This is a genomic window from Streptomyces sp. NPDC045846, assembly GCF_056431605.1.
This window is the reverse complement of sequence record NZ_JBWKKJ010000006.1, coordinates 40,824-67,198: the sequence shown is the minus strand read 5'-3', so window position 1 is coordinate 67,198 and position 26,375 is coordinate 40,824. Positions and strand designations below refer to the sequence as shown.

At 72.7% G+C, this 26,375-nt stretch carries 25 protein-coding genes; 10 read left to right on the top strand and 15 right to left on the bottom strand.

Going from position 1 to position 26,375, the window contains the following annotated elements:
• From fxsT to AC07F3_RS17770, 6 genes are all read right to left on the bottom strand, one after another.
• Window positions 1–3,975 carry an FxSxx-COOH system tetratricopeptide repeat protein gene (gene fxsT, locus AC07F3_RS17795; RefSeq protein ID WP_479115050.1) on the bottom strand — a complete coding sequence of 1,325 codons (3,975 nt, stop codon included), beginning with the start codon at window positions 3,973–3,975 and terminating at the stop codon, window positions 1–3.
• Window positions 3,968–5,407 (bottom strand): TIR-like protein FxsC, encoded by a 1,440-nt coding sequence (locus AC07F3_RS17790; protein ID WP_479115048.1) that lies wholly within the window; start codon window positions 5,405–5,407, stop codon window positions 3,968–3,970. The genes fxsT and AC07F3_RS17790 overlap by 8 nt, the downstream gene beginning before the upstream one ends.
• A 190-nt stretch (window positions 5,408–5,597) precedes the next feature.
• Window positions 5,598–8,021 (bottom strand): FxsB family cyclophane-forming radical SAM/SPASM peptide maturase, encoded by a 2,424-nt coding sequence (locus AC07F3_RS17785; protein WP_479115046.1) that lies wholly within the window; start codon window positions 8,019–8,021, stop codon window positions 5,598–5,600.
• A 20-nt stretch (window positions 8,022–8,041) separates the two neighbouring features.
• Window positions 8,042–8,233, bottom strand: a complete 192-nt coding sequence (locus AC07F3_RS17780; protein ID WP_479115044.1) for a hypothetical protein — start codon at window positions 8,231–8,233, stop codon at window positions 8,042–8,044.
• A 304-nt stretch (window positions 8,234–8,537) separates the two neighbouring features.
• Complete coding sequence (locus tag AC07F3_RS17775) at window positions 8,538–8,690, bottom strand: hypothetical protein (protein WP_479115042.1); 153 nt, start codon at window positions 8,688–8,690, stop codon at window positions 8,538–8,540.
• A 44-nt stretch (window positions 8,691–8,734) separates the two neighbouring features.
• On the bottom strand, window positions 8,735–9,307 hold the full coding sequence (locus AC07F3_RS17770; RefSeq protein ID WP_479115040.1) for a helix-turn-helix domain-containing protein: 573 nt from the start codon (window positions 9,305–9,307) through the stop codon (window positions 8,735–8,737).
• Window positions 9,308–9,439: 132 nt separating this feature from the next.
• Here AC07F3_RS17770 and AC07F3_RS17765 point away from each other — a divergent pair, with 132 nt between their 5' ends.
• A complete protein-coding gene (locus AC07F3_RS17765) occupies window positions 9,440–10,306 on the top strand; it encodes an EamA family transporter (RefSeq protein WP_479115038.1) in 867 nt (288 codons plus the stop codon).
• Here the strand turns inward: AC07F3_RS17765 and AC07F3_RS17760 are convergent, their stop codons facing one another.
• Together AC07F3_RS17760 and AC07F3_RS17755 are read right to left on the bottom strand one after the other, a co-directional pair.
• Entirely contained in the window at window positions 10,307–11,050 is a 744-nt protein-coding gene (locus AC07F3_RS17760) for an acyltransferase (protein WP_479115036.1), read from the bottom strand.
• 59 nt (window positions 11,051–11,109) lie between these two features.
• Window positions 11,110–11,640, bottom strand: a complete 531-nt coding sequence (locus tag AC07F3_RS17755) for a gamma carbonic anhydrase family protein (RefSeq protein WP_479115034.1) — start codon at window positions 11,638–11,640, stop codon at window positions 11,110–11,112.
• 94 nt (window positions 11,641–11,734) lie between these two features.
• Here AC07F3_RS17755 and AC07F3_RS17750 point away from each other — a divergent pair, with 94 nt between their 5' ends.
• Complete coding sequence (locus AC07F3_RS17750) at window positions 11,735–12,178, top strand: SRPBCC family protein (protein ID WP_479115032.1); 444 nt, start codon at window positions 11,735–11,737, stop codon at window positions 12,176–12,178.
• A 56-nt stretch (window positions 12,179–12,234) separates the two neighbouring features.
• On the opposite strand, the gene AC07F3_RS17745 is transcribed toward AC07F3_RS17750, so the two are convergent.
• From AC07F3_RS17745 to AC07F3_RS17735, 3 genes are all read right to left on the bottom strand, one after another.
• On the bottom strand, window positions 12,235–12,888 hold the full coding sequence (locus AC07F3_RS17745) for a DedA family protein (protein ID WP_479115848.1): 654 nt from the start codon (window positions 12,886–12,888) through the stop codon (window positions 12,235–12,237).
• A gap of 75 nt (window positions 12,889–12,963) precedes the next feature.
• Window positions 12,964–15,444, bottom strand: coding sequence for a beta-glucosidase (locus AC07F3_RS17740; protein ID WP_479115030.1), 2,481 nt, complete (start codon window positions 15,442–15,444; stop codon window positions 12,964–12,966).
• Between the two features lie 275 nt (window positions 15,445–15,719).
• Window positions 15,720–16,157: a DUF4442 domain-containing protein gene (locus AC07F3_RS17735; protein WP_114035182.1), complete on the bottom strand. Its 438-nt coding sequence runs from the start codon at window positions 16,155–16,157 to the stop codon at window positions 15,720–15,722.
• Between the two features lie 108 nt (window positions 16,158–16,265).
• On the opposite strand from AC07F3_RS17735, the gene AC07F3_RS17730 reads away from it, so the two are divergent.
• Window positions 16,266–17,318 (top strand): DUF8017 domain-containing protein, encoded by a 1,053-nt coding sequence (locus AC07F3_RS17730; protein ID WP_479115028.1) that lies wholly within the window; start codon window positions 16,266–16,268, stop codon window positions 17,316–17,318.
• A 75-nt stretch (window positions 17,319–17,393) separates the two neighbouring features.
• Window positions 17,394–18,695, top strand: a complete 1,302-nt coding sequence (locus AC07F3_RS17725; RefSeq protein WP_479115026.1) for an MFS transporter — start codon at window positions 17,394–17,396, stop codon at window positions 18,693–18,695.
• Here the strand turns inward: AC07F3_RS17725 and AC07F3_RS17720 are convergent.
• Together AC07F3_RS17720 and tuf are read right to left on the bottom strand one after the other, a co-directional pair.
• Entirely contained in the window at window positions 18,657–19,517 is an 861-nt protein-coding gene (locus tag AC07F3_RS17720; RefSeq protein ID WP_479115024.1) for a spermidine synthase, read from the bottom strand. The genes AC07F3_RS17725 and AC07F3_RS17720 overlap by 39 nt on opposite strands.
• A 123-nt stretch (window positions 19,518–19,640) precedes the next feature.
• Window positions 19,641–20,810: an elongation factor Tu gene (gene tuf / locus AC07F3_RS17715; RefSeq protein WP_479115022.1), complete on the bottom strand. Its 1,170-nt coding sequence runs from the start codon at window positions 20,808–20,810 to the stop codon at window positions 19,641–19,643.
• A gap of 349 nt (window positions 20,811–21,159) precedes the next feature.
• Between tuf and AC07F3_RS17710 the strand changes: the two genes are divergently transcribed.
• Complete coding sequence (locus AC07F3_RS17710) at window positions 21,160–21,864, top strand: TVP38/TMEM64 family protein (protein WP_479115020.1); 705 nt, start codon at window positions 21,160–21,162, stop codon at window positions 21,862–21,864.
• 201 nt (window positions 21,865–22,065) lie between these two features.
• Window positions 22,066–22,938, top strand: coding sequence for an undecaprenyl-diphosphate phosphatase (locus AC07F3_RS17705; protein WP_479115847.1), 873 nt, complete (start codon window positions 22,066–22,068; stop codon window positions 22,936–22,938).
• 30 nt (window positions 22,939–22,968) lie between these two features.
• Here AC07F3_RS17705 and AC07F3_RS17700 read toward each other — a convergent pair whose 3' ends face one another.
• Entirely contained in the window at window positions 22,969–23,349 is a 381-nt protein-coding gene (locus AC07F3_RS17700; RefSeq protein ID WP_479115018.1) for a hypothetical protein, read from the bottom strand.
• A 220-nt stretch (window positions 23,350–23,569) separates the two neighbouring features.
• Between AC07F3_RS17700 and AC07F3_RS17695 the strand changes: the two genes are divergently transcribed.
• The 3 genes from AC07F3_RS17695 to AC07F3_RS17685 all read left to right on the top strand — a co-directional run bounded on the left by AC07F3_RS17695 (window position 23,570) and on the right by AC07F3_RS17685 (window position 24,923).
• The gene (locus AC07F3_RS17695) at window positions 23,570–23,746 is read left to right on the top strand and encodes a hypothetical protein (RefSeq protein WP_189389117.1); all 177 of its coding nucleotides are present in this window, start codon (window positions 23,570–23,572) and stop codon (window positions 23,744–23,746) included.
• Between the two features lie 118 nt (window positions 23,747–23,864).
• Window positions 23,865–24,062, top strand: coding sequence for a hypothetical protein (locus AC07F3_RS17690; protein WP_479115016.1), 198 nt, complete (start codon window positions 23,865–23,867; stop codon window positions 24,060–24,062).
• 60 nt (window positions 24,063–24,122) lie between these two features.
• Complete coding sequence (locus AC07F3_RS17685; RefSeq protein WP_479115014.1) at window positions 24,123–24,923, top strand: GNAT family N-acetyltransferase; 801 nt, start codon at window positions 24,123–24,125, stop codon at window positions 24,921–24,923.
• A 6-nt stretch (window positions 24,924–24,929) separates the two neighbouring features.
• Here AC07F3_RS17685 and AC07F3_RS17680 read toward each other — a convergent pair whose 3' ends face one another.
• Window positions 24,930–25,715 (bottom strand): crotonase/enoyl-CoA hydratase family protein, encoded by a 786-nt coding sequence (locus tag AC07F3_RS17680; protein ID WP_479115012.1) that lies wholly within the window; start codon window positions 25,713–25,715, stop codon window positions 24,930–24,932.
• A gap of 83 nt (window positions 25,716–25,798) precedes the next feature.
• Here AC07F3_RS17680 and AC07F3_RS17675 point away from each other — a divergent pair, with 83 nt between their 5' ends.
• Window positions 25,799–26,278: a nuclear transport factor 2 family protein gene (locus AC07F3_RS17675; protein WP_479115010.1), complete on the top strand. Its 480-nt coding sequence runs from the start codon at window positions 25,799–25,801 to the stop codon at window positions 26,276–26,278.
• Window positions 26,279–26,375: the final 97 nt, after the last annotated feature.

Here is a 26,375-nt window from a genome sequence, read left to right as displayed (position 1 = left end):
TCACACCGGCTGCGGCTCCAGATCCCGGTTGATCCGGCGCCAGGCGCGCGCCGCCTCGGCGATCGGGTGGTCCACGCCCAGCTGCTTCGCGGCCGGTTCCAGGATCGAGGCCCGCAGCCGCTGGGCCTCCTCCTCGCGGCCGGCCGCCCGCAGCGTGATCGCCAGGTTGGAGCGGCAGGCGAGCACATCGGGGTGCGTGGGCCCGAACCGCTCCAACAGGCCCTTGAGCGCGGTCCGTTCCCAGCGCTCGGCCAGGTCCGGGCGGCCCAGGTCGCCGTACGCGTTGGCGAGGTTGATCGCCGCGCAGAGCGTGAACGGGTGGCGCGCCCCCAGGACTTCCTCCAGGGCGGCCCGCACGTCCTCCCCGCCGCGCACCGCCTCCTCGGCCGCGCCCAGGCCGCGTTGGTAGATGCAGACGTTGTTGCGGCAGGCCAGCGTGAAGGGGTGCTCCTCCCCCAGCGTGTTCTGGTATCCCTCCAGGGCCTGCATCGCCAGGTCGAGGGCGGCCTGCTTGTCACCGGTCGCCGAGAAGTCGGCGGCCAGATTGAGGCAGCAGGCGAGCGCGTCGGGCGCCTTGGTCCCGTACCGGCCGCGGTAGCGGTTGTACGTTTCCTCCGTCAGCCGCTTCGCCTCGTGCGGATGGCCCGCCTTGCGCAGGGACACCGCGAGGCTCTTGGCGGTGCGCAGCGCCTCGGGCACGTCCGCGTTGAGCACCCGCTCGAACGCCGAGACGACCTCCCGCAGCACCTGCACCGAGGCCGTGTACTCGCCGCTCTCGCGCAGGTCGCGGGCCAGGTGGCCCTTGGTGGTGAGGGTGAAGGGGTGCTCGTCGCCGAGTAAGGCGCTGCGGCGCTCCACGGTCTCCTCGTCCAGCCTGCGGGCCGCCTCGCTGTCGCCGCTGAGCCGGTAGTCGATGGCGAGGTTGTTGGCCGCGATCAGGGTGCGCGGATGGTTCTCGCCGAAGATCTGCCGCAGCCCCTGGAAGATCCGCAGGTCGCGGGTGAGGGCCTCGTCGAACCTGCCGAGCGCGCGCAGATCGGCGGCGAGGCTGCCGGTGGTGATGAGGATGCTGGGGTGGTCGTCGCCCGGGTGGTCCTTGTGCAGGACGCTGATCTGCCGGGCGAGGGTGTCCTCGTCCATCGCCCGGGCCTCCTGGTACTTGCCCTGGGCACGCAGCGCGTTGGCGAGCTCGAAGCGGATGTTGAGGGTCTGCAGGTCGTTCTCGCCGAGCTCGCGGGTCCAGACCTTGTTGAGCTGGGTGCCGAGCACCCGGGCGCTCTCCAGCTCACCGCGCTTGAGCAGGTAGCGGATGCGGTCGACCATGAGCTGGCGGACCTTCTCCTCGTCGCAGTCGGCGATGCCGGAGGCGCTCAGATGCGGCCAGATCAGCTCGAAACTGGGCCAGCTCTTGGGGTCGTTGACCGGGTTGTCGCGGTCGACGCCCTCGACCGGGCGGGCCTCCGCCAGGATGCGGTGCACCTCGTGCTTGGCGGTGTCGGCCTCCTCGTCGCTGAGGCCGGCCCGGACCGCGGCCTGCACGAGGCGGTGCACCTGGATGCTGCTGTCCGCCGGGTCGACCTTGGCGAGCGCGAACCGGTTCAGCGTCTGGATGACCTTGCCCAGCATGTACCGCTCGCGCAGGTCCGGGTCGTACGGCAGCAGGGACTCGAACATCGAGTCACTGCCGATCAGGCGCATCGAGATCGGCTCCGCCGAGAAGAACGAGCAGAGCTCCAGCAGGCGTACCGCCGCCTTGGACTCGTCGCGCAGACGGCTGATGGAGATGTTCCAGGTCGCGCCGATCTGCTCGGAGTAGTCCTCGGGCTTGCCCAGCGAGAGGACCTTGGTGCTCTGCTCCTTGAGCTGTTCCACGTAGGCGTCCACGGGGGTGGCCGTCTCGGCGAGCCAGGCGGCCGCGACCTCGACCGCCAGGGGCAGGTCGCCGACCGCGTCGGCGACCCGGTCGGCGTCGGCCGCGGGCAGTTTGGTGACCCGGCGGCACAGGTGCTCGACGCTCTCGGGGCGGGTGAAGACCTCCACCTCGATGGCCTCCACCTTGGTCGAGGCCGGTTTGTTGCGGCAGGTGGCGAGGATGTGGCCGTAGGTCTCGCCGGGAATGGGCTCCATGTCCTCCGGGAGCAGCTTCAACGCGCGGTCGAGGTCCTCGACGTTGTCGAAGATCAGCAGCCAGCGGGAGTACGGGGCGCCGCGCCGCAGCGCCTGGAGGGCGGCCGTGGCGGCCTCGGCCACCACGTCACCGGCCCTCAGGTCCATCTCGGCGGCGAGCTCCGCGAGCGAGGACACCACGCGGTCGGGCTGCTCGGCCTCGACCCACCACACCAGGTCGTAGTCGGCGCGGAAGCGGTGCGCGTACTCCCGGGCCACCTGTGTCTTGCCGACGCCGCCGAGTCCGTACAGGACCTGCGGGAAGCGCTGGGCGGACCGGCTGTCGCCGCGCAGCTGGTCGCGCAGCCGCTCCAGAACGGAGGTACGGCCGGTGAACCAGGCGTGCCGGGGCCGTACGTTCCAGATCTTGGGCACGCTGCCCGGATAGCGGGGACCGGCCGGCCCGGTCGCCAGCGCGGTGACCGCCTCGGCCCGGTCGAGCGCGTGCAGCACGGCGGCCCCCGCGTCGTTCTCGTCGAGGCGGACGAGGTCGATGACGCCCCGGCTGCTGAGCGGCGGGCTGAGCCGCACGTCGCCGACGCGGACCGGCAGGATCTGGCGCCGCCCGCCCGCGGCGTCGAGCCCGGCGCCGGTCTCCCAGAAGCTCCGGGCCCGCTCGGTGTTGAGGTAGGCCTGCGAGACCACGGGGATGACGCGGTATCCGGCTCCGGTGGTGAACTCGGCCTCCACGGTGGCCGCCCGGGGCGTGCGGACGTCGATCGGCACGACGTGGAATCCGGCCGTCGTCAGGACGTGCACCAGCCAGTCCGCCCACATCTGGTCCTCGGCGACATGGGTCAGGACCAGGTTCGACGGCGGCATGGGGCGGCGCCGGGTGTAGGCGGCGACGTGGGTGAGCCGGTCGGCCTCGTCCATGGGGGGCAGCGAGTTCACCAGGCCGCCGGTGAGGACGGAGGTGAGCCGTTCGCAGGCGCTGAGCATGGAGCTGCCGACGTTGGGCGCGTCGCCGAAGGTGGCCAGGATCTCCTCGTACGCGTAGAACGGGCGGTAGGGCACCTCCACCGTGCCCCAGTAGTTGCCCAGTTCCTCCGCGCTGAGGCCGCTGGGGAAGCCGGGGAAGCTCTCGCGGGCCAGCGCCCGTCCGGCGTCCGCCTTCTCCTTCTCGCCGTCGTCGATGCGCATCGGCACGGGCAGGATGCGGATGCGCCGCTCGTGGTAGCGCTCCTCGATGTCGCGGGCGACCGCCGAGGCTCCGTCGATGCTCTGGTCGCTCAACGTGAAGCAGACCACGAGGACTTCGGGCATCTGGACGGTGCAGATGTCGGCGATGTCGCTGAGGCCGGTGCGGCTGTCGATCAGGGTGTAGTCGTAGTGGCGCTGCATGTCGTCGCGCATGGCGTCGAAGAACTGGCCGCCGCCGAACCGCTCGTGGAAGTCGTCCCAGTCCATCTTGCCCACGATGGAGGGGTAGTCGCGGTTGCGGCGCCCCGCCGAGAGGAAGTCCAGGCTGCCGCCGTGCGGGAAGTTCCAGTTGAGGGAGGTGGCGTGGGGACGCACGCGCGCGTAGTCGCGGTGCCAGTCGGGATCGCGGTCGGCGGGGCGGCGGGCCTCGTCCTGATAGTCGGTGATCAGGTTGATCAGGCCGGGGGTCGCCTCCAGGTCGGCGAGGTCGAGGAAGGGGTGGAAGAACCGGTGCAGTCCCGGCGCCTCCAGGTCCCAGTCGACCGCCAGGACCCGGTATCCGTTGGCCGCCAGGATCCAGGCGCAGTTGGCCAGCGCCATGGTCCGTCCGGTGCCGCCCTTGTACGAATAGAACGTGACGACGGTCCCGTTGCGGTTCTCAGTCATCTGATGAGCCCTCCGCCTTATCCCCGTTGTTCTTGTCCTGGTCCGTGTCCTGGCCGTCCGTGTTCTCGCCGGTCCCGTAGATCTCGCCGCTCTCGCCGATCCCGTCGGTCCGGTCGATCTCGTCCAGGTCGTCGTCCATGCCGTGACCGCGGCTGCCCGCGCCGCTGACGCCGTAGCCGATGCCGCCCGGAAGCACCCGGGGCATCGGCCCGCCGCTGCCGGGCGGTGGATAGGTCGGCGCGTTGGCCTCGTAGTGTCTGACCGCCGCCTTCACGGCCGCGGGGATCGCCTTGCTGAAGGCTTCCAGGGTGGGAAGGCCCGCACTCGGCGTGCGGTGCCCGTCGGCCTCGTTGACCCGGGCGGCCAGCGCGGCCTCGGTCCGCTGCGACAACTCCTCGTGGTGCGCGCGGCTTTGGGGGTCGGCCTCGTTTCCCGGAACCATGACGCTGATCCACGGCCGGGGGGTGACGGACAGCTGCGCCATCAGATCGCGGCGCTCCCGGGCGTCCAGGGCCCAGCGGTCGAGCAGCAGCAGTCCGGGGCCGGTGGGCGGCCCCGCGGCCAGCAGCCGCTGGGGCTCGGCCTCGAAATCGCTGAGGTGCACGGTGTAGCTCAGTTTGCGTACGACGTCGGCGGTGTGATCGGCGAGCGGTCTGGAGGACGCCGCGTGGTACGGGTTCCAGTCGAGGGACTCGGACCCGTAGTAGTTGGGGCTGCGTCCGGTGGGGAGGCTGGAGCGCGAGCAGGCGAGGACGGAGACCTCCATTTCGCGGGCGGGCCCACTGGTGGGACCGAAGGCGGGCGGCACCTTGGCATAGTCCTGGTAGGGGTCACCCGGCTCCAGCCGGGTCTGCTGGGCCACGCTCACGATGCGTTTGGCCAGCCGGTAGACGGCCCGTTCGTACTGGTCCCGCAGGTAGTTGAGCTTGATGAGCCCGTAGAAGCCCTCGTCGGCGTACTCGTCGCCGAAGGTGGCGTGGTTGAACTGGAGCCGCTCGGCGGGCTGCGGCAACTGCCGGGCGGGGACGGGCACCCACAGCGCGGGCACGATTCCCATCACCGGGCCGCTGTTGTTCATGCCGGGAGGCGGCCGGTGCACGGCCCGGCTGGAGAAGGCGAACCACTCCCGGCCGCACTGCTCGCTGAGGAAATAACGCGGCGAATAAAGCGGAACGAAGACCTTGCAGAACGCCAGCGCCTCCGAAAGGCGCTCCTGCCAGCCCTCGCCGGGCTGCATCTGCTGGTCCATGAAGCCGGCACTGCCGGCCGGAAGGGGCGTCAGCTGCATCACATGGGCGCAGAGGTCCCGGAAGAAACGCTGGACCCACAGGTTGGGATCCTTGTCCTTGGGGTCGCTCTTCGGCGTGTGCGCGTAGCTGAGGAAGAAGTATGGCTTCTGCTCGTCTCCCCCGGCCCCCACTGATCCCTGCACCACTGTCTCCCCCGGTCCAAGTGGATGGGACCTCAGTGTAGGAACGGAGGATTCTCCGGCGGAACAGAACGAACAAACCCATTGGCTGATCCACTCAAGGAGTTTCGATCAGATCATGACCGAAATCATGCGGCACCCGTCGAGTGGATCAATCAATGAGGGGGAGAATTCGCTCAATTCGCAGGGGAATTCACTCAGCGCCGCCTTCGACGCGGGTTTTCCAGGCCGCCCGATGGCGTCGGGCGGAGCCGGCCGCGGCGGTGAGAGCGGCCCCGGAGACGGGCTCGTCGAGCCAGCCGCACACCGTCTCGCCCATCCTGGCGACGAAGCGTTGCCCCAGGTCGGTGAGGGATCCCGAGCCGAGCAGCTCCTCGACGGCCTCCGCCGTCTGCTGCCGCCAGCGGGCGAACTCGGCGTCCGCGGCGCTCCGTTGACCGGCGCCGTCCGCCGTCGTGCGGCGCACCCGCCAGAAGTCGGTCACGGCGATGTGGGCGTACGTGCCCTGGAGCAGCCCGCCGATCGGCCGCGGATCGTCGCGCCAGGGGGCGTAGTAGAGGTTCCGGTCGCTCTTGTCGTACAGGTCGACGGCGTCGAGCACCGCCGCGAGCTTCACGTGCTGGAACTCGTGGACGATCAGCAGGGCGAGCTGGTCGGGCGAGGCGGGCCGCGCCACGCCGATCGCGCCCCAGGCCTCCTTGCAGGCGGCGCTGACGTTGCTGCCGTGCGGCGCGTGCAGGGGGGTGATCAGGCCCAGTCCGGCGGCCACGCCGTCGGCGTAGGCGGGCAGTTCGCGGCGGATCAGGGACCAGGCGCCGGTGAGGTCCTCGGCCCACAGCTTGGCCTCGTCGGCCGCGAGCCGCTCGGCCACCGGCCATTTGTGGCAGTCCCTGAGCGGGTCGGTGTCCTCGATGGCCACGCTCCAGCCGTCCCCCTCGAACAGGCGCACCGGGTGCCAGTGCGGGGTGGGCCCGTCGAGGCCCTCGTGCCAGCCGATGTCGAGCCTCCGGGTACCCGCGCGCACCGTGAATCCGTCGGTGCCGGCGGTCACTTCGGCGTGTTCGGCCCCGCCGTCGAGCCGGACGCTGCCGAGCCCGGGCAGGCGCAGCGTTCCGTCGCGCAGCGGCACCGTGACGCTGCGGTCGAGGCGGGCCCGCAGCGCCGTGGCGGCCGCGATCTCGGCGAGCCCGCCCGCGGGGGCCGCCCGGCCTTCGAGCACGGCGAGCGCCCAGGGCCGGGTGTAGGGATGGGCGAGGACGGTGTCGAGCTCGGCGGGGGCCTCGGCGTCGAGGTCGGTCACCAGCTCCCAGGCCGCCGCGCCGTCGCGGTCGGAGAGCGCGACGCACTCGCTGACGGCGGCGAGGAGTTCCTGGTTGATGTCCAGCTGGGCGGCGGCCAGCCGCGTGACGGTCCCGGCCCCGCCGAAGCCCGCGGCCAGTTCCGCCACGTCAGCCTGTTCCAGGGGGAGTTGAGCGGGCGTCGGCGTAGGTGCGGACACGGCCGCCTCCCGGTCTCGGATGGTGGTGACCAGCGCCAGCAGGTCGGGGCAGAACACGGAGGGGTTGTCGAACGCGTTGCCGGTGCGGTAGCGGTGGGCGTAGAGGCCGCCCCCGCAGGACCGCACGACCGGGCAGCTCCGGCACTGGGCGCACAGCTGCTCGGCACCCTGCTGACGGGCGAGCATGCCGGGGTGCTTCAGGACGTCGTCGAGCGAGTGTGTGAAGACGTCCATGCCGGTGGCCGGGGCGCCGTCGTACGACGTCTTGAGGCTGTCGGCCTGTTCGAAGGTGCCGTCGGTCTCGATCACCACGAGGTCGGCCGGAGCGAGCCCGAGCGATTCGGTGAGGCTGCTCTCGCCCCGCAGGGTGCGCAGCACGGAGTCGAAGATGCGGACCGGCACCGGGCGCCCGGCCGCGTCCCAGCGCCGGTAGATCGCGTCGAGCCAGTCCGCGTAGGGCGTGGCCGCACCGCCGGGGCGGGGCGGCGGCGTGTCCCAAGTGGCGTGCGGCAGAAGGAAGTCGATGCGGGGCGGCGCGAGGGCGACCAGCGCGTCGTAGACCGCGAGCGGGTCGTTCTCGACGTCGATGGTGCACAGCAGTCCGGCGAACAGGGGCCGGTAGCGGGGGCGGTTGAGCAGCTCCACCGCGCGGATGACCTTGGCGTGGCTGCTGCGGCCGTCGGCGTAGCGGCGGTGGCGGTCGTTGGAGACCTTGTCGCCGTCGAGGGACACCCCGACCTTGATGCCGAGTTCGAGGAAGAGCTCGCAGAACTCCTCGTCGAGCAGCACCCCGTTGGTGTGCATGCGGAGATCGAGGGCGCTCACGTGGCGCAGGGCCCGCTGGAGTTCCTCGGCGGCCCGCCGCAGCCGGCCGGGCCCGGCGAGCAGGGGCTCGCCGCCGTGCAGGACGACGTGGACCGTGGGGAGCCGGTGGCGCCGGGCGTGTTCGGCGATCCGGTCCGCCACCTGGGCGAGGATCTCCTCCGAGACGGCCCTGGGCCGCCCGCGCCAGCTGGTGTCCGCGTGCTCGTAGACGTAACAGTGATCGCAGGCCAGGTCGCAGCGGCTGTGAACCTTCAGCACGAACTGCGACAGGGCAGGCGGAATCGGCCGGTCCATGGGTGGGGTCGTTCCGCCCGTCAGAGCGCCGACTGGAAGGCGGACGTGCCGGGGACGCCGGGTGCCGAGCCCGCTGCCGTCACCCTGATCAGGCTCGCCGGAGCTTTCCCGGCGCTCTGCGCCGCCGCCCGCTGCACCAGCGGCAGCCGCCTGCCGACCGGCCTGTGGGGGGCGGGGCCGGGCCGTTCGGCCGCCGAGACGAGAGCTTCCACGAGAGCGCCTTTCGGTCGGAGCGCCGTTTGCGCAGCAGGGGCTTCCTGGATCACTGCGTAAGAACACGGCTCAAGAACATTGCATGGGCATTTCGTTCGTCGTGCAATTCGGGCCGCACGCCGTGCCCCTGTGCGCTCATGCGCCACGAGCGACCGGTCCGACCACTGCCGCCTCCCCCGGGACACCACAACTGCGTTGGCCCGTGCCCAGGTTCGGCGGTGGCGCAGAAACCACTCGCACGAGTGGTTTCGTCCGAGATGAACTCCGCCGTCGCCGCTCCCGTAGACGGGAGTGCGACATGAGTCAGCCTCCACCCGACTCGGCCCCGATGACCAGATACTGGGCCGAAATCGTCCCGACGCGCTGGTGACCGATCACGGTGCGCGCCCCGGGGGCGCGATCCGGCTCACGGTCGGACGCGGACACCGCGCCCCTCCCCTCGGTGCGCGTGTGCATCACTACCACGCTAACAGGCCCTGGGCGCAAGCCTGTTGAGCGTCTCAGCGTTCGAACGGCACCGAGATGGCCATGGTCATGGCGACCGGCTCGGATCCCTCGTTGCGGTACGTGTGCGCCGCGTTGGCCTCGAACGATGCCGAATGGCCCGCGGGGACCAGGTGGTCGACGCCGTCCACGCCGAGGGTGAGCGTGCCCCGCGTCACATGGATCAGCTCGACCGTGCCCGCGGGATGCGGGTCCGAGCCGCTGGTGTCGCCCGGCACCAGATGCCAGTGCCACATCTCCAGCGGGCCGGGCGCCTCGGTCCCGGCGAGCAGCGTGCTGTAGCTCCCCCGCTCGGTGGACCACAGCCGTACGGCCTGGTCGGGCGGGACGATGCGCACTTTGGGCCCGCTCTCGTAGTCGAGCAGGGTGGTGACACTCACGCCGAGCGCGTCACCGATCTTCACCACCGTGCCCACGCTGGGGTTCGTCCGGGCCTGCTCGATCTGGATGAGCATGCCGCGGCTGACTCCGGCGCGGGTCGCGAGCGCTTCCAGGGTGAAGCCGCGCTCGGTGCGCCAGCGCTTGACGTTGCGGGCCAGTGACTGGGTCAGCAGTTCGAGGTCCGACACATTCCGTCCATGAGGTGGGCCCCGGGGAGGAGCCGTCCAATATTTTTGATGACAGGGTCCAGTTCATTGCACTACGGTGTAGTGCACCCCACTGCTCCCCCGCGTCACCCGCACTGTACTGCGAGGCTCCCCATGACAGCACTGTTCGCCCTGGCCACCAGCCTCCTGTGGGGGCTGGCCGACTTCGGCGGCGGGCTGCTCACCCGGCGCATGCCCGCCCTGACGGTCGTGGTCGCCTCGCAGACCGTCGCCGTGGTGGTCCTCGGCGCGGTCGTCGCCGCCACCGGCGGATGGCACGAGGCCGGGCCGCAGCTCTGGTTCGCGGTCGCGGCGGGGGCCGTGGGCCCGGTCGCCATGCTCAGCTTCTACAAGGCCCTCGCGCTCGGCCCCATGGGCGTCGTATCGCCGCTGGGCTCCCTCGGCGTCGCGGTGCCGGTCGGTGTCGGACTCGTCCTCGGCGAACGCCCCGGCGTCCTCCAGTTCGCCGGGATCGCGGTGGCCGTGGTGGGCATCCTGCTGGCGGGCGGCCCCGAGTTCCGCGGCGCCGCGGTGCGACGCCAGGCCATCCTGCTCACCCTGCTCGCCGCCTTCGGCTTCGGCGCGGTGATGGCGCTGATCTCCGAGGCGTCCACGAACGTCACCGGGCTCTTCCTGGCCCTCTTCGTGCAGCGCGTGACCAACGTCGCCGTCGGCGGCACCGCCCTGTTCGTCTCGGTGCGGCGCGGCGCCCGCGCGCTGCCCGAGGACGGCGGGCCGCGCCTGGTGTGGCTCTCGCTGCCCGCGCTCGCCTTCGTGGGCCTCGCCGACGTGGCCGCCAACGGGACGTACTCGATCGCCGCCCAGCAGGGCCCGGTCACCATCGCGGCGGTGCTCGCCTCGCTCTACCCGGTGGTCACCGCCCTCGCCGCCCGCGGGGTCCTCAAGGAGCGGCTTCGCGCGGTGCAGGCGGCCGGGGCGGGGCTCGCCCTGGTCGGCACCGTGCTGCTCGCCACTGGCTGATCAGGCCTCTTCGGGGCTCAACTCCGCGAGGGCGAGGAGCTGTTCGGGCGTGACGCCCGCCGGGATGGGCACCGGGGCGGGGGTGCGCAAGGGCGGCTGCCAGCCGCTCTGCTCGTCCCAGGTGCGCACGATCCGCGCGGGCGCCCCGGCCACCACCGCGTGGTCGGGCACCTCGCCGCGGACGACCGCGCCCGCCGCCACGACCACGTTGCGGCCGAGCCTGGCGCCCGGCAGCACCACGGCGCCCGTGCCGAGCCAGCAGCCGGGGCCGATCTCGACCGGCTCCATGCGCGGCCACTGCTTGCCCACGGGCTGGTGCGGATCGTCGTAGCTGTGATTGGTCGAGGTGATGTAGACGTACGGGCCGCAGTACGTGTCCGAGCCGATGGTGACCGTCGTATCGGCGATGACGTGGCTGCCCCGGCCGAGCACGACGCCGTTGCCCAGGGTCAGTATCGGCTCGGCGCCCAGGTCGAGCCCGGGCATCATCCCGGCCGTGAGCGTGACCTGTTCGGCGATGATGCAGTGGTCGCCCAGCTCGATCCAGGGCTCGCCGAAGACCGTGCCCTGCGGGAAGGCGAGGCGGGTGCCGGTGCCGATCCGGCGGAAGCGGAGCCTGCCCGGATGTTCGGCCGTGACCGCCCCGGCCTCCTTGATCCAGCCCCAACCGCCGTGGACCGCGCGGGAGGCGATACGGCGCCGCCAGGCGGTCAGCGATGAGAACGTGTTTCTGTTCTTGGGCACCCGCTCACGGTACTCATCGCCGACCGCGCCGATCAGGGCCGACGCCTGTGATCTTCCGCTCAGCCGCCGTGCGCCTTGCGGTGGTCCTCGGCCAGGCCCAGGTACATCAGGGCGTTGACCTTGATCCCCTCGCGTTCCTCGTCGGTCAGCTCGCGCCGCACCTTGGCCGGTACGCCCGCGACCAGGGAGCCGGGAGGCACGACCATGCCCTGCGGCACCAGCGCGTGCGCCGCGATCAGCGAACCGGCGCCGATCCGGGCGCCGTTGAGGACGGTGGCCCCCATGCCGACCAGCACGTCGTCCTCGACGGTGCAACCGTGCAGCACGGCGTTGTGCCCCACGGTCACCCGCTCGCCGACCGAGACCGGGAAGCCCGGGTCGACGTGCACCGTGCAGTTGTCCTGGATGTTGCTCTCGGCGCCGATCACGATCGGCCCGCAGTCGGCCCGCAGGACCGCGTGGTACCAGACGCTCGCGCCCGCGCCCAGCGTGACCTCGCCGAGCACCACGGAGGTGGGTGCCGTGAATGCGGTCGGGGCGATCTCGGGGGCCTTGCCGCCCACTGCCACGACCAACGCCTGCTCTGCCATGCGCCACTCCTCGTACGGATTCCATCGCGCCGGGTGTCACGCTAAGCGACCGCGCCGCGGCCCGCTCGGTCGGGGGGCCGCTTACGATCGCGCGATGGCACTCTTCCGGATCGACCGCCGCACCCGTCTCACCCCCGCCGAGGCGTGGCGCCGGCTCACCGCCTGGGAACGGCACGGCGACGGCGTCCCGTTGACCCGGGTCATCGTGCGCACCCCGCCGCCGGTCGGCGCCGGCACCGTGTTCGTCGCCCGCACCGGGCTCGGCCCGCTGGGGTTCGACGACCGGATGGAGATCGTGCGCTGGGAGCCGCCCGCCGGGGACCGGCCGGGCCGGTGCCGCCTGGAGAAGCGCGGGCGGGCCGTCACCGGCTGGGCCGAGATCGAGGTCGGCCCGGCCGGGTCGGGGGCATACCTGGTGTGGCGCGAGGACCTGCGGGTGCGCGGACTGCCGCGCGCGCTGGACCCGTTGACGGCGAGGGCGGGGCAGGTGGTGTTCGGCCGGGCCCTGAAGGTTCTGCTGCACGACGGCACGCCCTGAGGGCTCGGGCGGGCCCGATCGGGACGTCCTTGAGCGGAACGGATCCGCTCAAGCGATCAGTCTCCGGCGGGCACGTTCTCCTTGGCGGCGTTCGCCTCCGCCTCGGCCATCGACTTCTTCGCGCGGTTCTTGACGACCAGCATCGAGACGACGCCGATGAGCAGGGCGGCCACCAGGCCCAGGTAGGAGAAGTTCTTCAGCCAGGACTCGGCGACGATGCCGAGGTAGTAGATGACGGCCGTCGTGCCGCCCGCCCAGCAGATGCCGCCCAGCACGTTGGCGATGAGGAACTTCCAGTACGGCATGTGCAGGACGCCCGCGAGCGGGCCCGCGAAGATGCGGAGCAGGGCGATGAAGCGGCCGAAGAAGACGGCCCACATGCCCCACTTCTGGAAGGACCGTTCCGCCATGGCGACATGGCCCTCGCTGAAGTGCTTGGGGAACTTGCGGCCCAGCCAGGCGAGGAGCGGCCTGCCGCCCTTGCGGCCGATGGCGTAGCCGATCGAGTCGCCCACCACCGCGCCGGCCGTGGCGCAGGCGCCGAGCACCACCGGGTTGATGTGGCCCTGCTGGGAGGCGAGCAGGGCCGAACTGACCAGGACGATCTCGCCGGGCAGCGGGATGCCGAGGCTCTCGACCCCGATGACCAGCGCCACCAGGAGATAGACGCTGACGGCGGGGATGTGCTCCAGCCACTCCTGGATGTGCAACGCCGCTTCCTCCCGCTCGCACCGGGCCGGGGCCCGGCGTGCGCCCCCCTGGCGCACGCCGGGAAGCCTACCCGGTCAGGCTCGGTCGCCCGCGGGGCGCGGTGGGACCAGGCCATGCCCCACGAGGCGGGGATCGCGCGCCGAGACGCCCACGCTCACCTCGCGCCTTCCGGTGCCGAGGACCCAGCGGTGCCGGTCGGGGTCCCACGAGGAGAGCGAGCGGGCGGAGATCCGTACGGTCACGTGCCGCGCGCGGCCGGGCGCCAGTTCCAGGCGGCGGTAGCCGGCCAGCGCGCGGCGCACCTGGTCGAGACCGAGGTCGGGCGAGGGGCCGAGGTAGACCTGGGCCACCGTGATGCCGGTGCGGCGGCCCGTGTTGCGGACGGTGAAGCCCACCGCGAGCCCGTCGCCGTCGGGCCGCACGCTCAGGCCCGTGTACGCGAAGGCCGTGTAGGACAGGCCGTGGCCGAAGGGGAAGAGCGGGTCCACGTCCTCGGCGTCGTACCAGCGGTAGCCGAGGTGGATGCCCTCGGAGTACTCCTCGGTGCCGTTCACGCCGGGGTAGCGGCGCGGGTCCCCGGCCATCGGGTGCCGGTCGTCGGAGACCGGGAAGGTCTGGGTGAGCCGGCCGCCGGGATCGCAGTCCCCGAACAGGACGGCGGCGGTGGCCTCGGCGCCCTCCTGGCCGGGGTAGTACATCTGCAGGACGGCGCCGACGCGGTCCAGCCACGGCATGGTGGTGCACGAGGAGGTGTTGAGCACCACCGTGGTGCGGGAGTTGGCGGCGGCCACCGCCTCGATGAGCTCGTTCTGGTGGCCGGGCAGCGCGAGAGCCGTTCGGTCGGCGCCCTCGGTGGCGTCCTCGTACGCGAACAGCACGACACTCCGGGCCGAGCGTGCGGCGCGTACGGCCTCGGCGACGTCGGCGGCGCGGGTGGCTCCGGTGGTGCGGCGCAGCCGGAAGAGCTGGCCCTTGTCGCGGCCCTTCGCGGTGACGGCGAGCCGGTGGGTTCCGGCGGCCAGGCGCAGCGTGGCGCGCCGGACGGTGAGCCCGTCGGGGGCGGCGCCGACGAGTCCCCCGGCGAAGAACTCGCCGAGGCCGGGGGCGGGCGGGAAGAGTTCGGTGCCGTCGAGGTGCACCTTGGGCCGGTCGCCGGAGTAGTGGACGCAGAAGGTCCACTCGTCGGCCTCGGTCACGGTGAGCGTGCCGTCGTAGGTCCAGGTGGCGCGGGGTTCGACGTGCTGCCCCTCGAAGTCGGCGCCGGGAGAGGTGCCGGGGAGGGGCTTGCCGTAGAGGTCCTCGCCGAGCGCGTGAACGACCCGGGCACCGTCGCCGGCCCGGGCTCTGAGGGCGTCGAGCGGGCTGTCCGCACGGGCGGGCACGACGTGGGCGCTGCCGCCGCCGCTCACGAACGGGATGGCTCCGGTGGGGCCGATCACCGCGATGGCGTGGGCGGCACGGCCGGTGAGGGGGAGAGTGGCGTGCCGGTTGTGGAGCAGGGTGGCGCCCGCCTTGGCGACGTCGAGGGCGATGCGCGCCCCGGCCCGCGGGTCGCGGTCGGGACGTGCGGGAGCGCTCCCGTCGAGCAGCCCGAAGCGGTCCATGACGGACAGGAGACGGCGCACCGAACGGTCGACGAGCTCCTCCGGGACGCTGCCGTCGAGCACGGCCCGCCGCAGGGCGTCGGCGAGGTAGTTCCCGCTCGGCATCTCCATGTCGAGTCCGGCGGTGAGGGCCGCGACGGTGCTGTGGGCGGCGAACCAGTCCGTCATCACCCAGCCCTCGAAGCCCCAGTCACCGCGCAGGACGTCGTCGAGAATTGGCTTGTTCTCGCAGGCGAAGACCCCGTTGACCTTGTTGTACGCCCCCATCACGGCGCCCGCTCCGGCGGCGACGGCCGCTTCGAAGCCGCGGAGTTCGAGTTCGCGCAGGGGCTGTTCGGCGATCCGCACGTCGATCGACATGCGGTCCTTCTCCTGGTTGTTCAGCGCGAAGTGCTTGACGGTGGCGATGAGCCCCTGGCTCTGGATGCCGCGGATCTCCGCTTCGACCAGGTCGGCGCCGAGCAGCGGATCCTCGGAGAAGGTCTCGAAGTTGCGTCCGGCGTACGGGGTCCTGATCAGGTTGACCATCGGCGACAGGAGGACGTCCTGGCCGAGCGCGCGGCCCTCGCGGCCGATCACCTCGCCGTACGCGCGGGCCAGCGCGGGATCGAAGGCGGAGGCGAGCAGCACGGGGGCGGGCAGGGCGGTGGCGTGCGCGGTGACCCGCACACCGGCCGGGCCGTCGGCGAGTCTGAGCGGAGGGATCGCCAGGCGCGGCACACCGGGGACGTAGCCGGCCTGGCCGAGGCCGTGCGGATCGTCGGCGCCGTGCAGGAGGCCGATCTTCTCGTCCAGGGTGAGACGGACGAGCAGGACCTCCACCCGGCGCGGGGCCGGGGCCGCGGGAAGGGCGCGCGCGGGGGCGGTGAGGGTTCCGGTCGCGGCCGCAGCGACCGTGACGGCGCCGCCGAGCAGGCGCAGGGCTGACCTTCGGGACACGGTCTCGGACATGGACCGTCACTCCTTTGTGTGCGGGCACGAGGTGGTGGACCGCGGCACAGCAGGCGGCGGGCCAGCGTTCGACCTGTGAACGCACTATGCGTCACGATCGAGTTGACAACCCGTCAGGCGCCACGAGGCGCCGGGAAACGTAGGACCGTCCGGTGGAAGAGTCAATGAAGGGGAGCGGAAGGGAGAGAAGTGGGAGCGGGCGGCGGTCGGGACGGGAAAAGGCGCCCCGGCCGTTGCCGGGGCGCCTTCGGATTCCGTGGTCCGCGCTGGGGCGGTCAGGAGTGGGGACGCAGGGTCCACACGACGGTCATCTCGCCGGTCACGGCGCCGTCCGCGCGCTGGATCTCGATGAACACCGGGAACTCGGGGCGCTGCCCCGCGTCGAGCTCGGCCACCACGTCGGCGATCGGGCGGCCCAGCGTCGCGGTCGCGGTGACCACGCCCATGGCGAGCTTCTTGTAGCCGATCTCGGCCTTCACGGCGAGCGGCACGGCGCGGTTCATCTGGTCGCCGAAGGCGGCGATGACGATGGCGCCACTGGCGGACTCGGCGAGCGTGAACATCGCTCCGGCGTGCGGGCCGCCGACGTGGTTGTGGTACGCGGCCTGGTCCGGCAGTCGCACCACGGCCCGCTCGGGGGTGGTCTCCAGGAACTCGAGGTCGAGGGTGCGGGCCATGGGAACGGTCGCGGTGAGCATCTCGCCCACGGTCATCTGATCAGCGCTCATGGCGTGATGTTACCCATGGGTAGCGACCGTTGGCCATCCCCTGCCGGGGGCGGCCGTAGCAGCGGCACGAAGGCACCTCTATGGTTACTGGCCATGTGGCCAGGACAGCAGCCGCCCGGGGGCGAGCAGAACCCGCAGGATCCGAATCAGAACCCGTACCAGCAGCCGGGGTACCAGCAGCCGAATCCCTACCAGCAGCCGGGGCAGCAGCCCTCGCAGCCCGGGTATCCGCCGCAGGGTTACCAGACGCCCAACCCGTACCAGCAGCCGACGGTGCCGCAGTACCCGGTGGGGAGCCCGCTCGGGGCGCCGCAGCCGCCGGACGACCCGGGTGGCAAGGACAAGAAGAAGACCACCCTCATCGCCATCGTCGCGGCCACCGCCGTGGTCGTGGCCGCCGCCGTGACCGGCGTGCTGGTCCTCAAGGACGACGGCAAGAGCACCAACCAGGCCGACAAGGACAAGAAGTCGCCGTCGGCCCAGGCCTCCGGCTCGGACGCGCCGTCCTCCCCCGCTCCCAACCCGAGGGGCGCGGGCACCCAGGTCCAGCCGGTGATCGCGGGCTGGAAGGTCGTGGTGAACCCGACCAAGGGCGACGCCTTCGACGTACCGCCGGACTGGGAGGTCGACAGCCCCGGCATGAGCGTGGGCTGGTCCGACAAGGCGGACCCCAACGGGTTCGGCGGCATGATGATGTCCGCCCCCGCCTACTACAAGTCCAAGTGGTGCACCGCCAAGAACTCCAGCGGCCGCGACGAGAACACCGCGCTGGCCAGCGTCGGGACCAAGGGTGCCAACGGCGCCAAGTCCACCGACGACGCGGCCGAGCAGGCCGACGACTGGCTGTACTACGCCTACACCCAGCCTGACAAGAACCACATCACCTCCGAGAAACCGGTCCCCTACACCACCAAGTCCGGCCTCCAGGGCAGCGTGGTGCGCGCCAAGACGACGGGCGTGAAGAAGACGGACAAGTGCTCCACCGAGGGCCAGTCCGTGCTGTTCGGCTTCAAGACCGCCAAGGGCGACCTCGCCGCCTGGAGCTTCATCGCCAACACCGGCGTGCCCGACGCGGTCCCCGAGGACACCATCCAGAAGATCCTCAGCACCATCCGTCTGGTGCCGGTCACCGGCTCCGGATCCTGACGGAGCCGCGGCTCGGGCGCGAGCCGGTGCACAAACGGTTTGGCGCCACGGGGTGGCGGCGGCGATAGTCCCTGGGTGACCTCCGCCGCCGCCCTTCCCTCGCCCGCGCGCCGCCCTTCCTGGGCGGGACGCAACTACACCCTGCTGACCGCGGCCGCCGTGGTGACGAACCTGGGCAGCCAGGGCGCGCTGATCGCCGCCGCGTTCGCGGTGTTGCAGTCCGGCGGCAGCGGGGGCGACGTGGGCCTGGTCGCGGCGGCCCGCACCGTGCCGCTCGTCCTGTTCCTCCTGGTCGGCGGCGCGCTCGCCGACCGGCTGCCGCGGCACCGGGTCATGGTCGCCGCCAACGCCCTCAACTTCCTTTCCCAGGGCGCCTTCGCGCTCCTTGTCCTGACCGGTGATCCCCGGCTGTGGCAGATGATGGTGCTCACCGCGCTCGGCGGCGTGGGCCAGGCCTTCTTCGGCCCGGCCTCCGAGGGCATGCTGATGTCCAGCGTGAGCGGCCCGGAGGCGGGACGCGCCTTCGCGCTCTACCGGATGGCGATGCACGGCGCGGGCATCGGCGGGGCCGCCCTCGGCGGTGCGCTGATCGCCGTGTTCGGCGCGGGCTGGGTGCTCGCCGTCGACGCCGCGGCCTTCGCGGTGGCGGGCGCGCTGCGCGCCTTCCTCGACGTCGCCCACATACCGGCGCGCGCGGCCGGCGGCGGCCTGGTCTCCGATCTCCGCGACGGCTGGCGGGAGTTCGTCTCGCGGCCCTGGCTGTGGGCGATCGTGGTGCAGTTCGCGGTGGTCAACGCCGTGGTCGCGGCGGCCGAGGCGGTGTACGGGCCGCTGGTGGCCCGCGACGAACTGGGCGGGCCGGGACCCTGGGGAATGGCGCTCGCCGCGTTCGGCGTCGGCACCGTCGCGGGCGCCCTCCTGATGACGCGCTGGAAGCCCCGCCGCCTGCTGCTCGCGGGCACCCTGTGCGTCTTCCCGCTGGCCCTGCCCTCGGCGGCGCTCGCGGTGCCGCTGCCGGTGGCCGCGCTCTCGGCGGTCATGCTCCTGACGGGCGTCTCGATCGAGGTCTTCGGCGTCTCCTGGATGACCGCCCTCAACCAGGAGATCCCGGAGGAGAAGCTCTCGCGCGTCTCCGCCTACGACTGGCTCGGCTCGATCGCCATGGTGCCGCTGGCCACCGCGCTGGCCGGCCCGGCCGAGAGCGCGGTCGGCCGCACGTCCGCGCTGTGGTGCTGCTCGGCGCTGATCGTGCTGCTCACCGCCGCGGTCCTGTGCGTGCCCGACGTACGCCGTCTGACCCGGCGCACCGAGACGGTGGCCGGGCGCGGGAGCGGGGTGTCAGCCGATGCCGAAGGCGCCGTCGGGCGGCTCGGGTGACGGCCGCGCGTCCGCGTCGCAGGCGGGCTCGGCGTCCTTGACGAAGCGGCGCAGCGCGTCGCCGTGCTCGACCCGCGCCGGGAAGGCGTCGCCCGCCGTGCGCCGGGCCAGCGCACCGACGTCCAGCGGGTGCGCCGAGGCGACCAGCACCGCGTTCCCGAAGCGCCGCCCGCGCAGCACGGACGGTTCGGCGATGAGCGCGACCTCCGCGAACACCGCCTGGAACGTGGCGAGTTGGGAGCGCAGGAACGCGAAGGGCGCGCCGTCCGCGAGATTGGCCGCGTAGACGCCGCCGGGCCTCAGGACCCGCCGGGCGACCCGGGCGTACTCGATCGAGGTGAGGTGCGCGGGCACGCGTGAGCCACCGAAGACGTCCGCGACGAGCAGGTCCACCGAGGCGGCGGGTGCTTCCTCGGCCCAGGCCCGGGCGTCCGCCGCGTGCACGGCGATCCCCAGTCCTTCGGGCACCGGCAGGTGTTCCAGGACGAGTCGGACCAGCGCGCGGTCGGCGTCCACCACGTCCTGGCGGGAGCCGGGCCGGGTCGCCGCCACGTAGCGGGGCAGGGTGAGCGCTCCGCCGCCGAGGTGCAGCACGTCGAGCGGGGCGCCCTCGTCGGCCGCGCAGTCCACGACATGGGCGAGCCTGCGGGCGTACTCGAACTCGATGTACGTCGGGTCGTCGAGGTCCACGTAGGACTGCGGGGCGCCGTCCACGGTCAGCAGCCAGGCCCGCTCGCGGTCGATGTCGGGCAGCAGCTTGGCGGTGCCCCAGTCGACCTCCCGGACGACGGGTATCGGCTCGGCGCGCTGGTCGTCGTTCACGGTCCCATTGTGCGCCCGGCGTCCGGGTCCGGACCGCCGGGCCGTGCGAGGGCCCCGGCCCGGCGCCGGGGAACGCCAACGGCCCGCCCCTCCCCGGGCGGTGGGGAGGGACGGGCCCGCCGGTCACAGGACCGAGGTGACCGTTCCGGCGCCGATGGTGCGGCCGCCCTCGCGGATGGCGAAGCCGAGGCCCGGCTCCAGGGGCGTGTCGCGGCCCAGCTCGACGGTCATGGTGACCCGGTCGCCGGGCCGCGCGAGGGCCGCCTCTCCGAGGTCCACGTCACCGACCACGTCCGCGGTACGGAGGTAGAACTGCGGCCGGTAGCCGGTGGTGATCGGCGTGGAGCGGCCGCCCTCGCGCGTGGAGAGGACGTACACCTGGGCGGTGAACCTGCGGCTCGGTGTCACGCTGCCGGGCGCGGCGACCACGTGCCCGCGGCGGACCGCGTCGCGGGGCACCCCGCGCAGCAGCAGCGCCACGTTGTCGCCGGCCTGCGCCGACTCCATGGGCTTGCCGAAGGTCTCCAGGCCGGTGACCACCGACTCGACGTCCGCGCCGAGCACCTGGACCCGGTCGCCGACCCGCACCGTGCCGCGCTCGACGGCTCCGGTGACAACGGTGCCGCGGCCCGTGATGGTGAGCACGTTCTCGACCGGCAGCAGGAACGGCGCGTCCACGTACCGCTCGGGCATCGGCACATAGGTGTCCACGGCGTCGAGCAGCGCGCCGATCGCCTCGGTCCAACGCGGCTCGCCCTCCAGGGCCTTGAGCCCGGAGACTCGCACGACGGGCACGCTGTCGCCTCCGTAGCCGTGTGCGGACAGCAGCTCGCGCACCTCCAGCTCGACCAGGTCCGCCAGCTCCTCGTCACCGGCGTCGGCCTTGTTGAGCGCGACGACGATGTGGTCGACGCCCACCTGCCGGGCGAGCAGGACGTGCTCGGCGGTCTGCGGCATGATCCCGTCCAGCGCCGAGACGACGAGGATCGCCCCGTCGAGCTGGGCCGCGCCGGTGACCATGTTCTTGACGTAGTCGGCGTGACCCGGCATGTCGACGTGCGCGTAGTGGCGGGTGTCGGTCTCGTACTCGACGTGCGCGATGTTGATGGTGATGCCGCGGGCGGCCTCCTCCGGGGCCCGGTCGATCCGGTCGAACGGCACGAACGTGCCGCCGCCGCGCTCGGCGAGCACCTTGGTGATGGCGGCGGTCAGGGTCGTCTTGCCGTGGTCGACATGGCCCATGGTGCCGATGTTGAGGTGGGGCTTGGTGCGTACGTATGCCGTCTTGGGCATGGCTGAATGTCCCTCGCGTGGTCGCGGAGCTGAGCTGGGACCCCTGCGTCGGGCCGACCCTCCCCCTGCGGGGTCCGCCGGACTTTCCGGGAAGGGTCAGCTTCGGGCGCCGCCGATGGGCGCCGCGGCCGCACAGGCCGCTGTGACGACGGCAGCCTTCGGCGCGTCCGCGGCTGCGGACGGCTCTGCGGGGAAGGCGTACCTGGACATGCCGCCGATCATCCCCGCCGGCCGCGGGCGCGTCGAATGGTTTTCGGCGGGCGGAAGTTGGGGGCGGCCCGGTGCGTCGGCGGGTCCCGCCGCGCCCCCGTTACGGCGATCACATCGCCGCGTCGGTTAGTCTCCCCGGATGTTCGAGCCCGCCGTCCGCCCGTCCTCCGGCCTCGCCGCCCGCTGTGCGCGAGCCGTGCTCTCGCCGTGGGCGCGGCTCGCGCTGCTCGTGGTGGTGCTCGCGGCCGCCGGGACCGCCGTCCTGGTGCTCCAGCCGCAGCGGCTGCTCGCCGACGGCTGGCCGCCGCAGGTGGGCGGGGCCGGAGCGGTCGCGCTGTTCGCGGTGGCCTACGGGCTGTGCACGGCGGCGTTCGTGCCGCGCCCGATCCTCAATCTGGCGGCCGGGGCCCTCTTCGCCACTTCGGCCGGACTGGTGTCCTCGCTCGCGGGCACGGTGCTCGGGGCGGGCATCTCCTTCGGGCTCGGCCGGGTGCTCGGGCAGGACGCGCTGCGGCCCCTGCTGCGCGGGCGCTGGCTGAAGGCGGCGGACGGCCAGCTGTCGCGGCACGGCTTCCGCTCGATGATGGCGATCCGGCTGTTCCCCGGTGTGCCCTTCGCCGCCGCCAACTACTGCGCGGCGGTCTCCCGCATGGGGTGGGCGCCGTTCCTGCTCGCGACGGGTCTCGGCTCGGTGCCCAACACCCTCGCGTACGTCGTCGCGGGCAGCACCGCCTCGTCGCCGACCTCCCCCGCCTTCCTGATCTCGATGGGCTTCATCGTGCTGAGCGGGGCCGCGGCCGCCGCGGTGGCCTGGCGCAAGCGGCACCGCCTGCGGGCGCGGTAGCGGGCGGCCGGGCTTCCCCTCCGGCCGGTCGGCCGCGCTTCCTTCGGGCCGCACGGCGTCAACCATCCGTTAACCCATGGTCGTTACGGTGCCGCTCACCGAGCAAGATCACCGGTGCGGCCGCGCCGCCCCGGTGCTCCGGCCGGTCCCCCTCGTGCCGACCGGCCGCGGCCTCGACCCCCTTGGATGGCGCAGTACCCCATGTCCTGGTTCGAATCGTTCATACTCGGGCTCGTGCAGGGGCTCACCGAGTTCCTGCCCATCTCCTCCAGCGCGCATCTGCGGCTGACCGCCGCCTTCGCGGGCTGGCAGGACCCGGGCCCCGCGTTCACCGCGATCACGCAGATCGGCACCGAGACGGCCGTCCTCATCTACTTCCGCGCCGACATCGCGCGGATCGTCTCGGCCTGGTTCCGCTCGCTCACCGACCGCTCCCTGCGTGGTGATCACGACGCGCGGATGGGCTGGCTGGTGATCGTCGGATCGCTGCCGATCGGGGTGCTCGGCCTCGTCCTGAAGCACCAGATCGACACCTCCTTCCGCGATCTGCGGGTGATCGCCACGACGCTCGTCGTGATGGGCGTCGTGCTCGGCGTGGCCGACCGCCTGGCGGCCCGCGACGAGTCGGGGGGCCGCCACCGGGCCGCCCGGGAACGCAAGTCGCTGCGCGAACTCAGCACCAGGGACGGCCTGGTCTACGGCGTCTGCCAGGCCATGGCCCTCATCCCGGGCGTCTCGCGCTCCGGCGCCACCATCAGCGGCGGCCTGCTCATGGGCTACACCCGCGAGGCGGCGGCCCGTTACTCCTTCCTGCTCGCCGTCCCGGCGGTCCTCGCCTCCGGGGTCTTCGAGCTCAAGGACGCGGGCGGCCCGGGGCAGGCGCCGATGGTGGCGACGCTGTTCGCCGCCGTCATCGCGTTCGCCGTGGGGTACGCGGTCATCGCCTGGTTCATGAAGTTCATCTCCAGCAGGAGCTTCATGCCGTTCGTGGCCTACCGCATCGTCCTCGGCATCGCCCTGTTCGCCCTCGTCGCGGCCGGATCCCTCGACCCGAACGCGGGCGGAGGGCTCTGACCGCCGTGCCCGGGGCGGCAATTGGCGTACTCAGCCTGCCGCCGGGCCGGGGCCGCCCTTCCCCTTCAGCTCCTCCGCGCGCAGGGCCAGGTCCTGGAGCACATCGGCCGACGAGGCGTCCCGCTCACCGGAGTCGTGGACCTCGGCGAGCGCCACGAAGGCCAGACTGAAGGCGGCGACCAGCTGCCGGATGGCTCCGCCGACCTCCCGGGCCACCAGGGTGGCCACCTCCTGCGGGGTGGCGTCGGCGGGGATCTCCATGCGCGGCATCGTCTCATTGAGCAGAGCCGTGACGATGCCGATCTCCCGGTCCCCGACGCCCCGTTCGCCGTCCTCCTCCAGGCGGCGGCGGTAGTCCCCGGCCTCGGTGAGAATGCCGATCACTCGCTTGAGAACCTCGCTCTGCTCCATGCCGCGAGGATAGGCGCAGGCGCAGGCCGCGGCCCGGACAACGCCCGGGCCGCGCCCGTCAGTTGCCGCACCGCTGCCGCGCCCCGGCCGGTTCCCGCCGTCCGGATCACGCCGCCGGACCGATGCGTTCCGGCCGTCCCTCCCTCCTCAACCGCCTCATGTTGGCTGAGAGTTCCCACTCCGTGGCGGTGGGTCACCTCCTGGCCGTAGGGTTGTCCCCATGCCCCCGACTCACGACCGCCGCTCCCTTCGCCCTGCCGACGTGGTGAACGCGGAGATCCGCTCCCTGTGGGAGCGGTCCGACGGACGCCTCTCGCCCGAGGAGGAGGAGCGCTACCACTGGCTCCTGGTCGAGTGGGCCGCCGCCGTACGCACGGACGCCGTCCAGGCGGCCTGACCCGGCCCGGCCCCAAACCTCCCGAAACCTGTGACCTTGACCACCTCGGACCGCTCCCACCTGGGCTTCGGCCTGTTCGGCGGGGCCGGCTGTCCGACCGGACCCGTAGCCTGGTGCCATGTCCTCCTCTCCCGAACGGCCCGGCCCGGCGCCGACCGACGCGGATGCCGCCAACGACGCCATCCGCGCGCTCGTCGACGGCGCGGACGGGCACTGGCCCGCGGAGGAGTACGAGCGGCTGCTCGCCGAGTGGGCCGCGGCCGTGGGTGACGGCGCCCCGCTCACCGCGGGAGCCGCCGCCGAGCCGCAGGCCTGAGCCGCGCGAATTCTGAATTCCAGTTGTCGTGGTCCTTGTCACGGTGTTCAAGTGACCGCCATGGACACTCACGCGCCGAACGGCGACACCGCTGACGAACTGCTGGCGGTCTTCGACAGGCAACTGCGCCAAAACGCCCTGCCCGACGGGCCCCGGGCCACCGTCGAGCGGACCGCCCGGGTCGTACGGCAGGCGGGTCCCGCCCCGGTGTGGAACGGCATCCTCTGGTCGGACCTGACGGCGGACACCGCCGACGCGGAGATCGCGGCGCAGGTGCGCCACTTCGCCTCGCTCGGCCAGGAGTGGGAGTGGAAGCTGTATGCCCACGACCGCCCCGCCGACCTCGGGCAGCGGCTGCGGGCGGCCGGTTTCGAGGCCGAGCCCGAGGAGACCGTCATGGTGGCCCGGGTCGCGGACCTCCCCCTCGACGTCGCTCCCGCGGACGGCATCATCCTGCGTCCGGTCACCGACGAGGCCGGGGTCGACCTCATGGCGCACGTCCACGACCGGGCCTTCGGCAACGACGGCTCCGGTTTCCGGGCGCGGCTGCTCGCCCAGTTCGCCGAGGCCCCCGAGACCGTCACGGCGGTCGTCGCGATGGCCGGGGACACCCCGGTGAGCGCGGCCCGCATGGACTTCCACCCCGGCACGGACTTCGCCGGCCTGTGGGGCGGCGGCACCCTGCCGGAGTGGCGCGGCAAGGGCATCTACCGCGCCCTGGTCGCCTACCGTGCCCGCATCGCCGCCGAGCGCGGCTACCGCTACCTCCAGGTCGACGCGTCCGACCAGAGCCGCCCCATCCTGCGACGCCTCGGCTTCACCCCGCTGACCGTGACGACGCCGTACCTGCGCAAGCCGTAGGCACCCTCAGCCCTGGCCCTCGAAGGCTCCGTGCCGCCCGGCTCCGGCGGCGAACCGCGCCGCGCCCTCGGCCGCCTCGCCCAGCGCGTGCGCACCGTGCCGCACCTCGTTGAGCAGGGCCTCCGCCTCGCCGAGGCCCTCCTGTTCGAGCAGCGACATCCGGTCGTGGCGCAGGCAGACCGCCGGGAAGCCGGCGATCTCCGCGGCGAGCCGCTCCGCCGCCGCGCGGGCGGTGCCGTTCGGGACGACGCGATCGGCGAGGCCGATGGCCTTCGCCTCCACCGCGTCCACCGGCCGGCCGGTGAGGACGAGGTCCATCGCGCGGCCCGCCCCGATCAGCCGGGGAAGACGCACGGTCCCGCCGTCGATCAGGGGCACGCCCCAGCGCCGGCAGAAGACCCCGAACACGGCGTCCTCCTCCATCACGCGCAGGTCGCACCAGAGCGCGAGTTCGAGGCCGCCCGCCACCGCGTGCCCGGCCACGGCCGCGATCACCGGCTTGGAGAGCCTGAGCCGGGTCGGGCCCATCGGCCCGTCGCCGTCCTCGGTCACGGTGCTGCCGCGTTCGGTGCCGATCGCCTTGAGGTCGGCGCCCGCGCAGAACGTGCCGCCCTCGCCCCAGAGGACCGCCACCGCGGCCTCCTCGTCGGCCTCGAAGGCGCGGAAGGCGTCGGCGAGCAGGCGCGCGGTGGGGCCGTCCACCGCGTTGCGGACGCCGGGGCGCGACAGGATCACCGTGGTGACCGGGCCGCGCCGTTCGACGCGTACCGGGGGAAGGGTCTCGTCGGTCATGGCGCCAGCGGTAGCACGGGGCGCCAACGGGCCACAAGTGCAGGGCTCTTGGCGTTCGGGGCCGGCTGCCGGAGACTGAGCCGATGACGCAGCGCGTGGATCTCGGCACCCTCCTTGACCGCTTGGCCATCGACGAACTCATCACCGGATACGCCGCGGCCGTCGACGACGGGGACTGGACCGCCTACCGCGCCCTGTTCTGCGCCGACGGCCGCGCGGACTACCGCCCGGCGGGCGGCATCGAGGGCCCGGCCGAGGAGGTGGCCCGCTGGCTCGCCGAGACCATGCGGCTCTTCCCGGTCCGCCAGCACCTGATCACCAACCGTCTCGTGACGCTCCAGGACCTCGGTGGCTATCCGGGCGACCGGGCCGAGCTGCGCGCCGACTACCTCAACCCGATGTGCTTCGGCGGTGACGGCGACGGTACGCCCTCCGCGCCCGACTTCGAGTCCGGTGGGCGCTACGCGTTCTCGCTGGTCCGCACGGACACCGGCTGGGGGCTGCGGTCGGTGACCGTGCACGAGAAGTGGCGGCGGATGTCGGGGGCGCTCGCCGGGGGCTGAGCGGCGGACGGGACGCGCCGGGCGCCCCGCCGTCTGTGCGCGCGGGCGCCGCTCCCCCACACTGGTCAGTGCGGGGGCCACTGATCACGGGGGTGGC

Excerpts from the sequence above, each read along its gene's own strand:
- fxsT (WP_479115050.1), bottom strand. The coding sequence starts at position 3,975 with ATGACTGAGAACCGCAACGGGACCGTCGTCACGTTCTATTCGTACAAG.
- AC07F3_RS17785 (WP_479115046.1), bottom strand. The coding sequence starts at position 8,021 with ATGGACCGGCCGATTCCGCCTGCCCTGTCGCAGTTCGTGCTGAAGGTT.
- AC07F3_RS17775 (WP_479115042.1), bottom strand. The coding sequence starts at position 8,690 with ATGCACACGCGCACCGAGGGGAGGGGCGCGGTGTCCGCGTCCGACCGT.
- AC07F3_RS17765 (WP_479115038.1), top strand. The coding sequence starts at position 9,440 with ATGACAGCACTGTTCGCCCTGGCCACCAGCCTCCTGTGGGGGCTGGCC.
- AC07F3_RS17755 (WP_479115034.1), bottom strand. The coding sequence starts at position 11,640 with ATGGCAGAGCAGGCGTTGGTCGTGGCAGTGGGCGGCAAGGCCCCCGAG.
- AC07F3_RS17750 (WP_479115032.1), top strand. The coding sequence starts at position 11,735 with ATGGCACTCTTCCGGATCGACCGCCGCACCCGTCTCACCCCCGCCGAG.
- AC07F3_RS17740 (WP_479115030.1), bottom strand. The coding sequence starts at position 15,444 with ATGTCCGAGACCGTGTCCCGAAGGTCAGCCCTGCGCCTGCTCGGCGGC.
- AC07F3_RS17735 (WP_114035182.1), bottom strand. The coding sequence starts at position 16,157 with ATGACCGTGGGCGAGATGCTCACCGCGACCGTTCCCATGGCCCGCACC.
- AC07F3_RS17730 (WP_479115028.1), top strand. The coding sequence starts at position 16,266 with ATGTGGCCAGGACAGCAGCCGCCCGGGGGCGAGCAGAACCCGCAGGAT.
- tuf (WP_479115022.1), bottom strand. The coding sequence starts at position 20,810 with ATGCCCAAGACGGCATACGTACGCACCAAGCCCCACCTCAACATCGGC.
- AC07F3_RS17710 (WP_479115020.1), top strand. The coding sequence starts at position 21,160 with ATGTTCGAGCCCGCCGTCCGCCCGTCCTCCGGCCTCGCCGCCCGCTGT.
- AC07F3_RS17705 (WP_479115847.1), top strand. The coding sequence starts at position 22,066 with ATGTCCTGGTTCGAATCGTTCATACTCGGGCTCGTGCAGGGGCTCACC.
- AC07F3_RS17700 (WP_479115018.1), bottom strand. The coding sequence starts at position 23,349 with ATGGAGCAGAGCGAGGTTCTCAAGCGAGTGATCGGCATTCTCACCGAG.
- AC07F3_RS17695 (WP_189389117.1), top strand. The coding sequence starts at position 23,570 with ATGCCCCCGACTCACGACCGCCGCTCCCTTCGCCCTGCCGACGTGGTG.
- AC07F3_RS17690 (WP_479115016.1), top strand. The coding sequence starts at position 23,865 with ATGTCCTCCTCTCCCGAACGGCCCGGCCCGGCGCCGACCGACGCGGAT.
- AC07F3_RS17685 (WP_479115014.1), top strand. The coding sequence starts at position 24,123 with ATGGACACTCACGCGCCGAACGGCGACACCGCTGACGAACTGCTGGCG.
- AC07F3_RS17680 (WP_479115012.1), bottom strand. The coding sequence starts at position 25,715 with ATGACCGACGAGACCCTTCCCCCGGTACGCGTCGAACGGCGCGGCCCG.
- AC07F3_RS17675 (WP_479115010.1), top strand. The coding sequence starts at position 25,799 with ATGACGCAGCGCGTGGATCTCGGCACCCTCCTTGACCGCTTGGCCATC.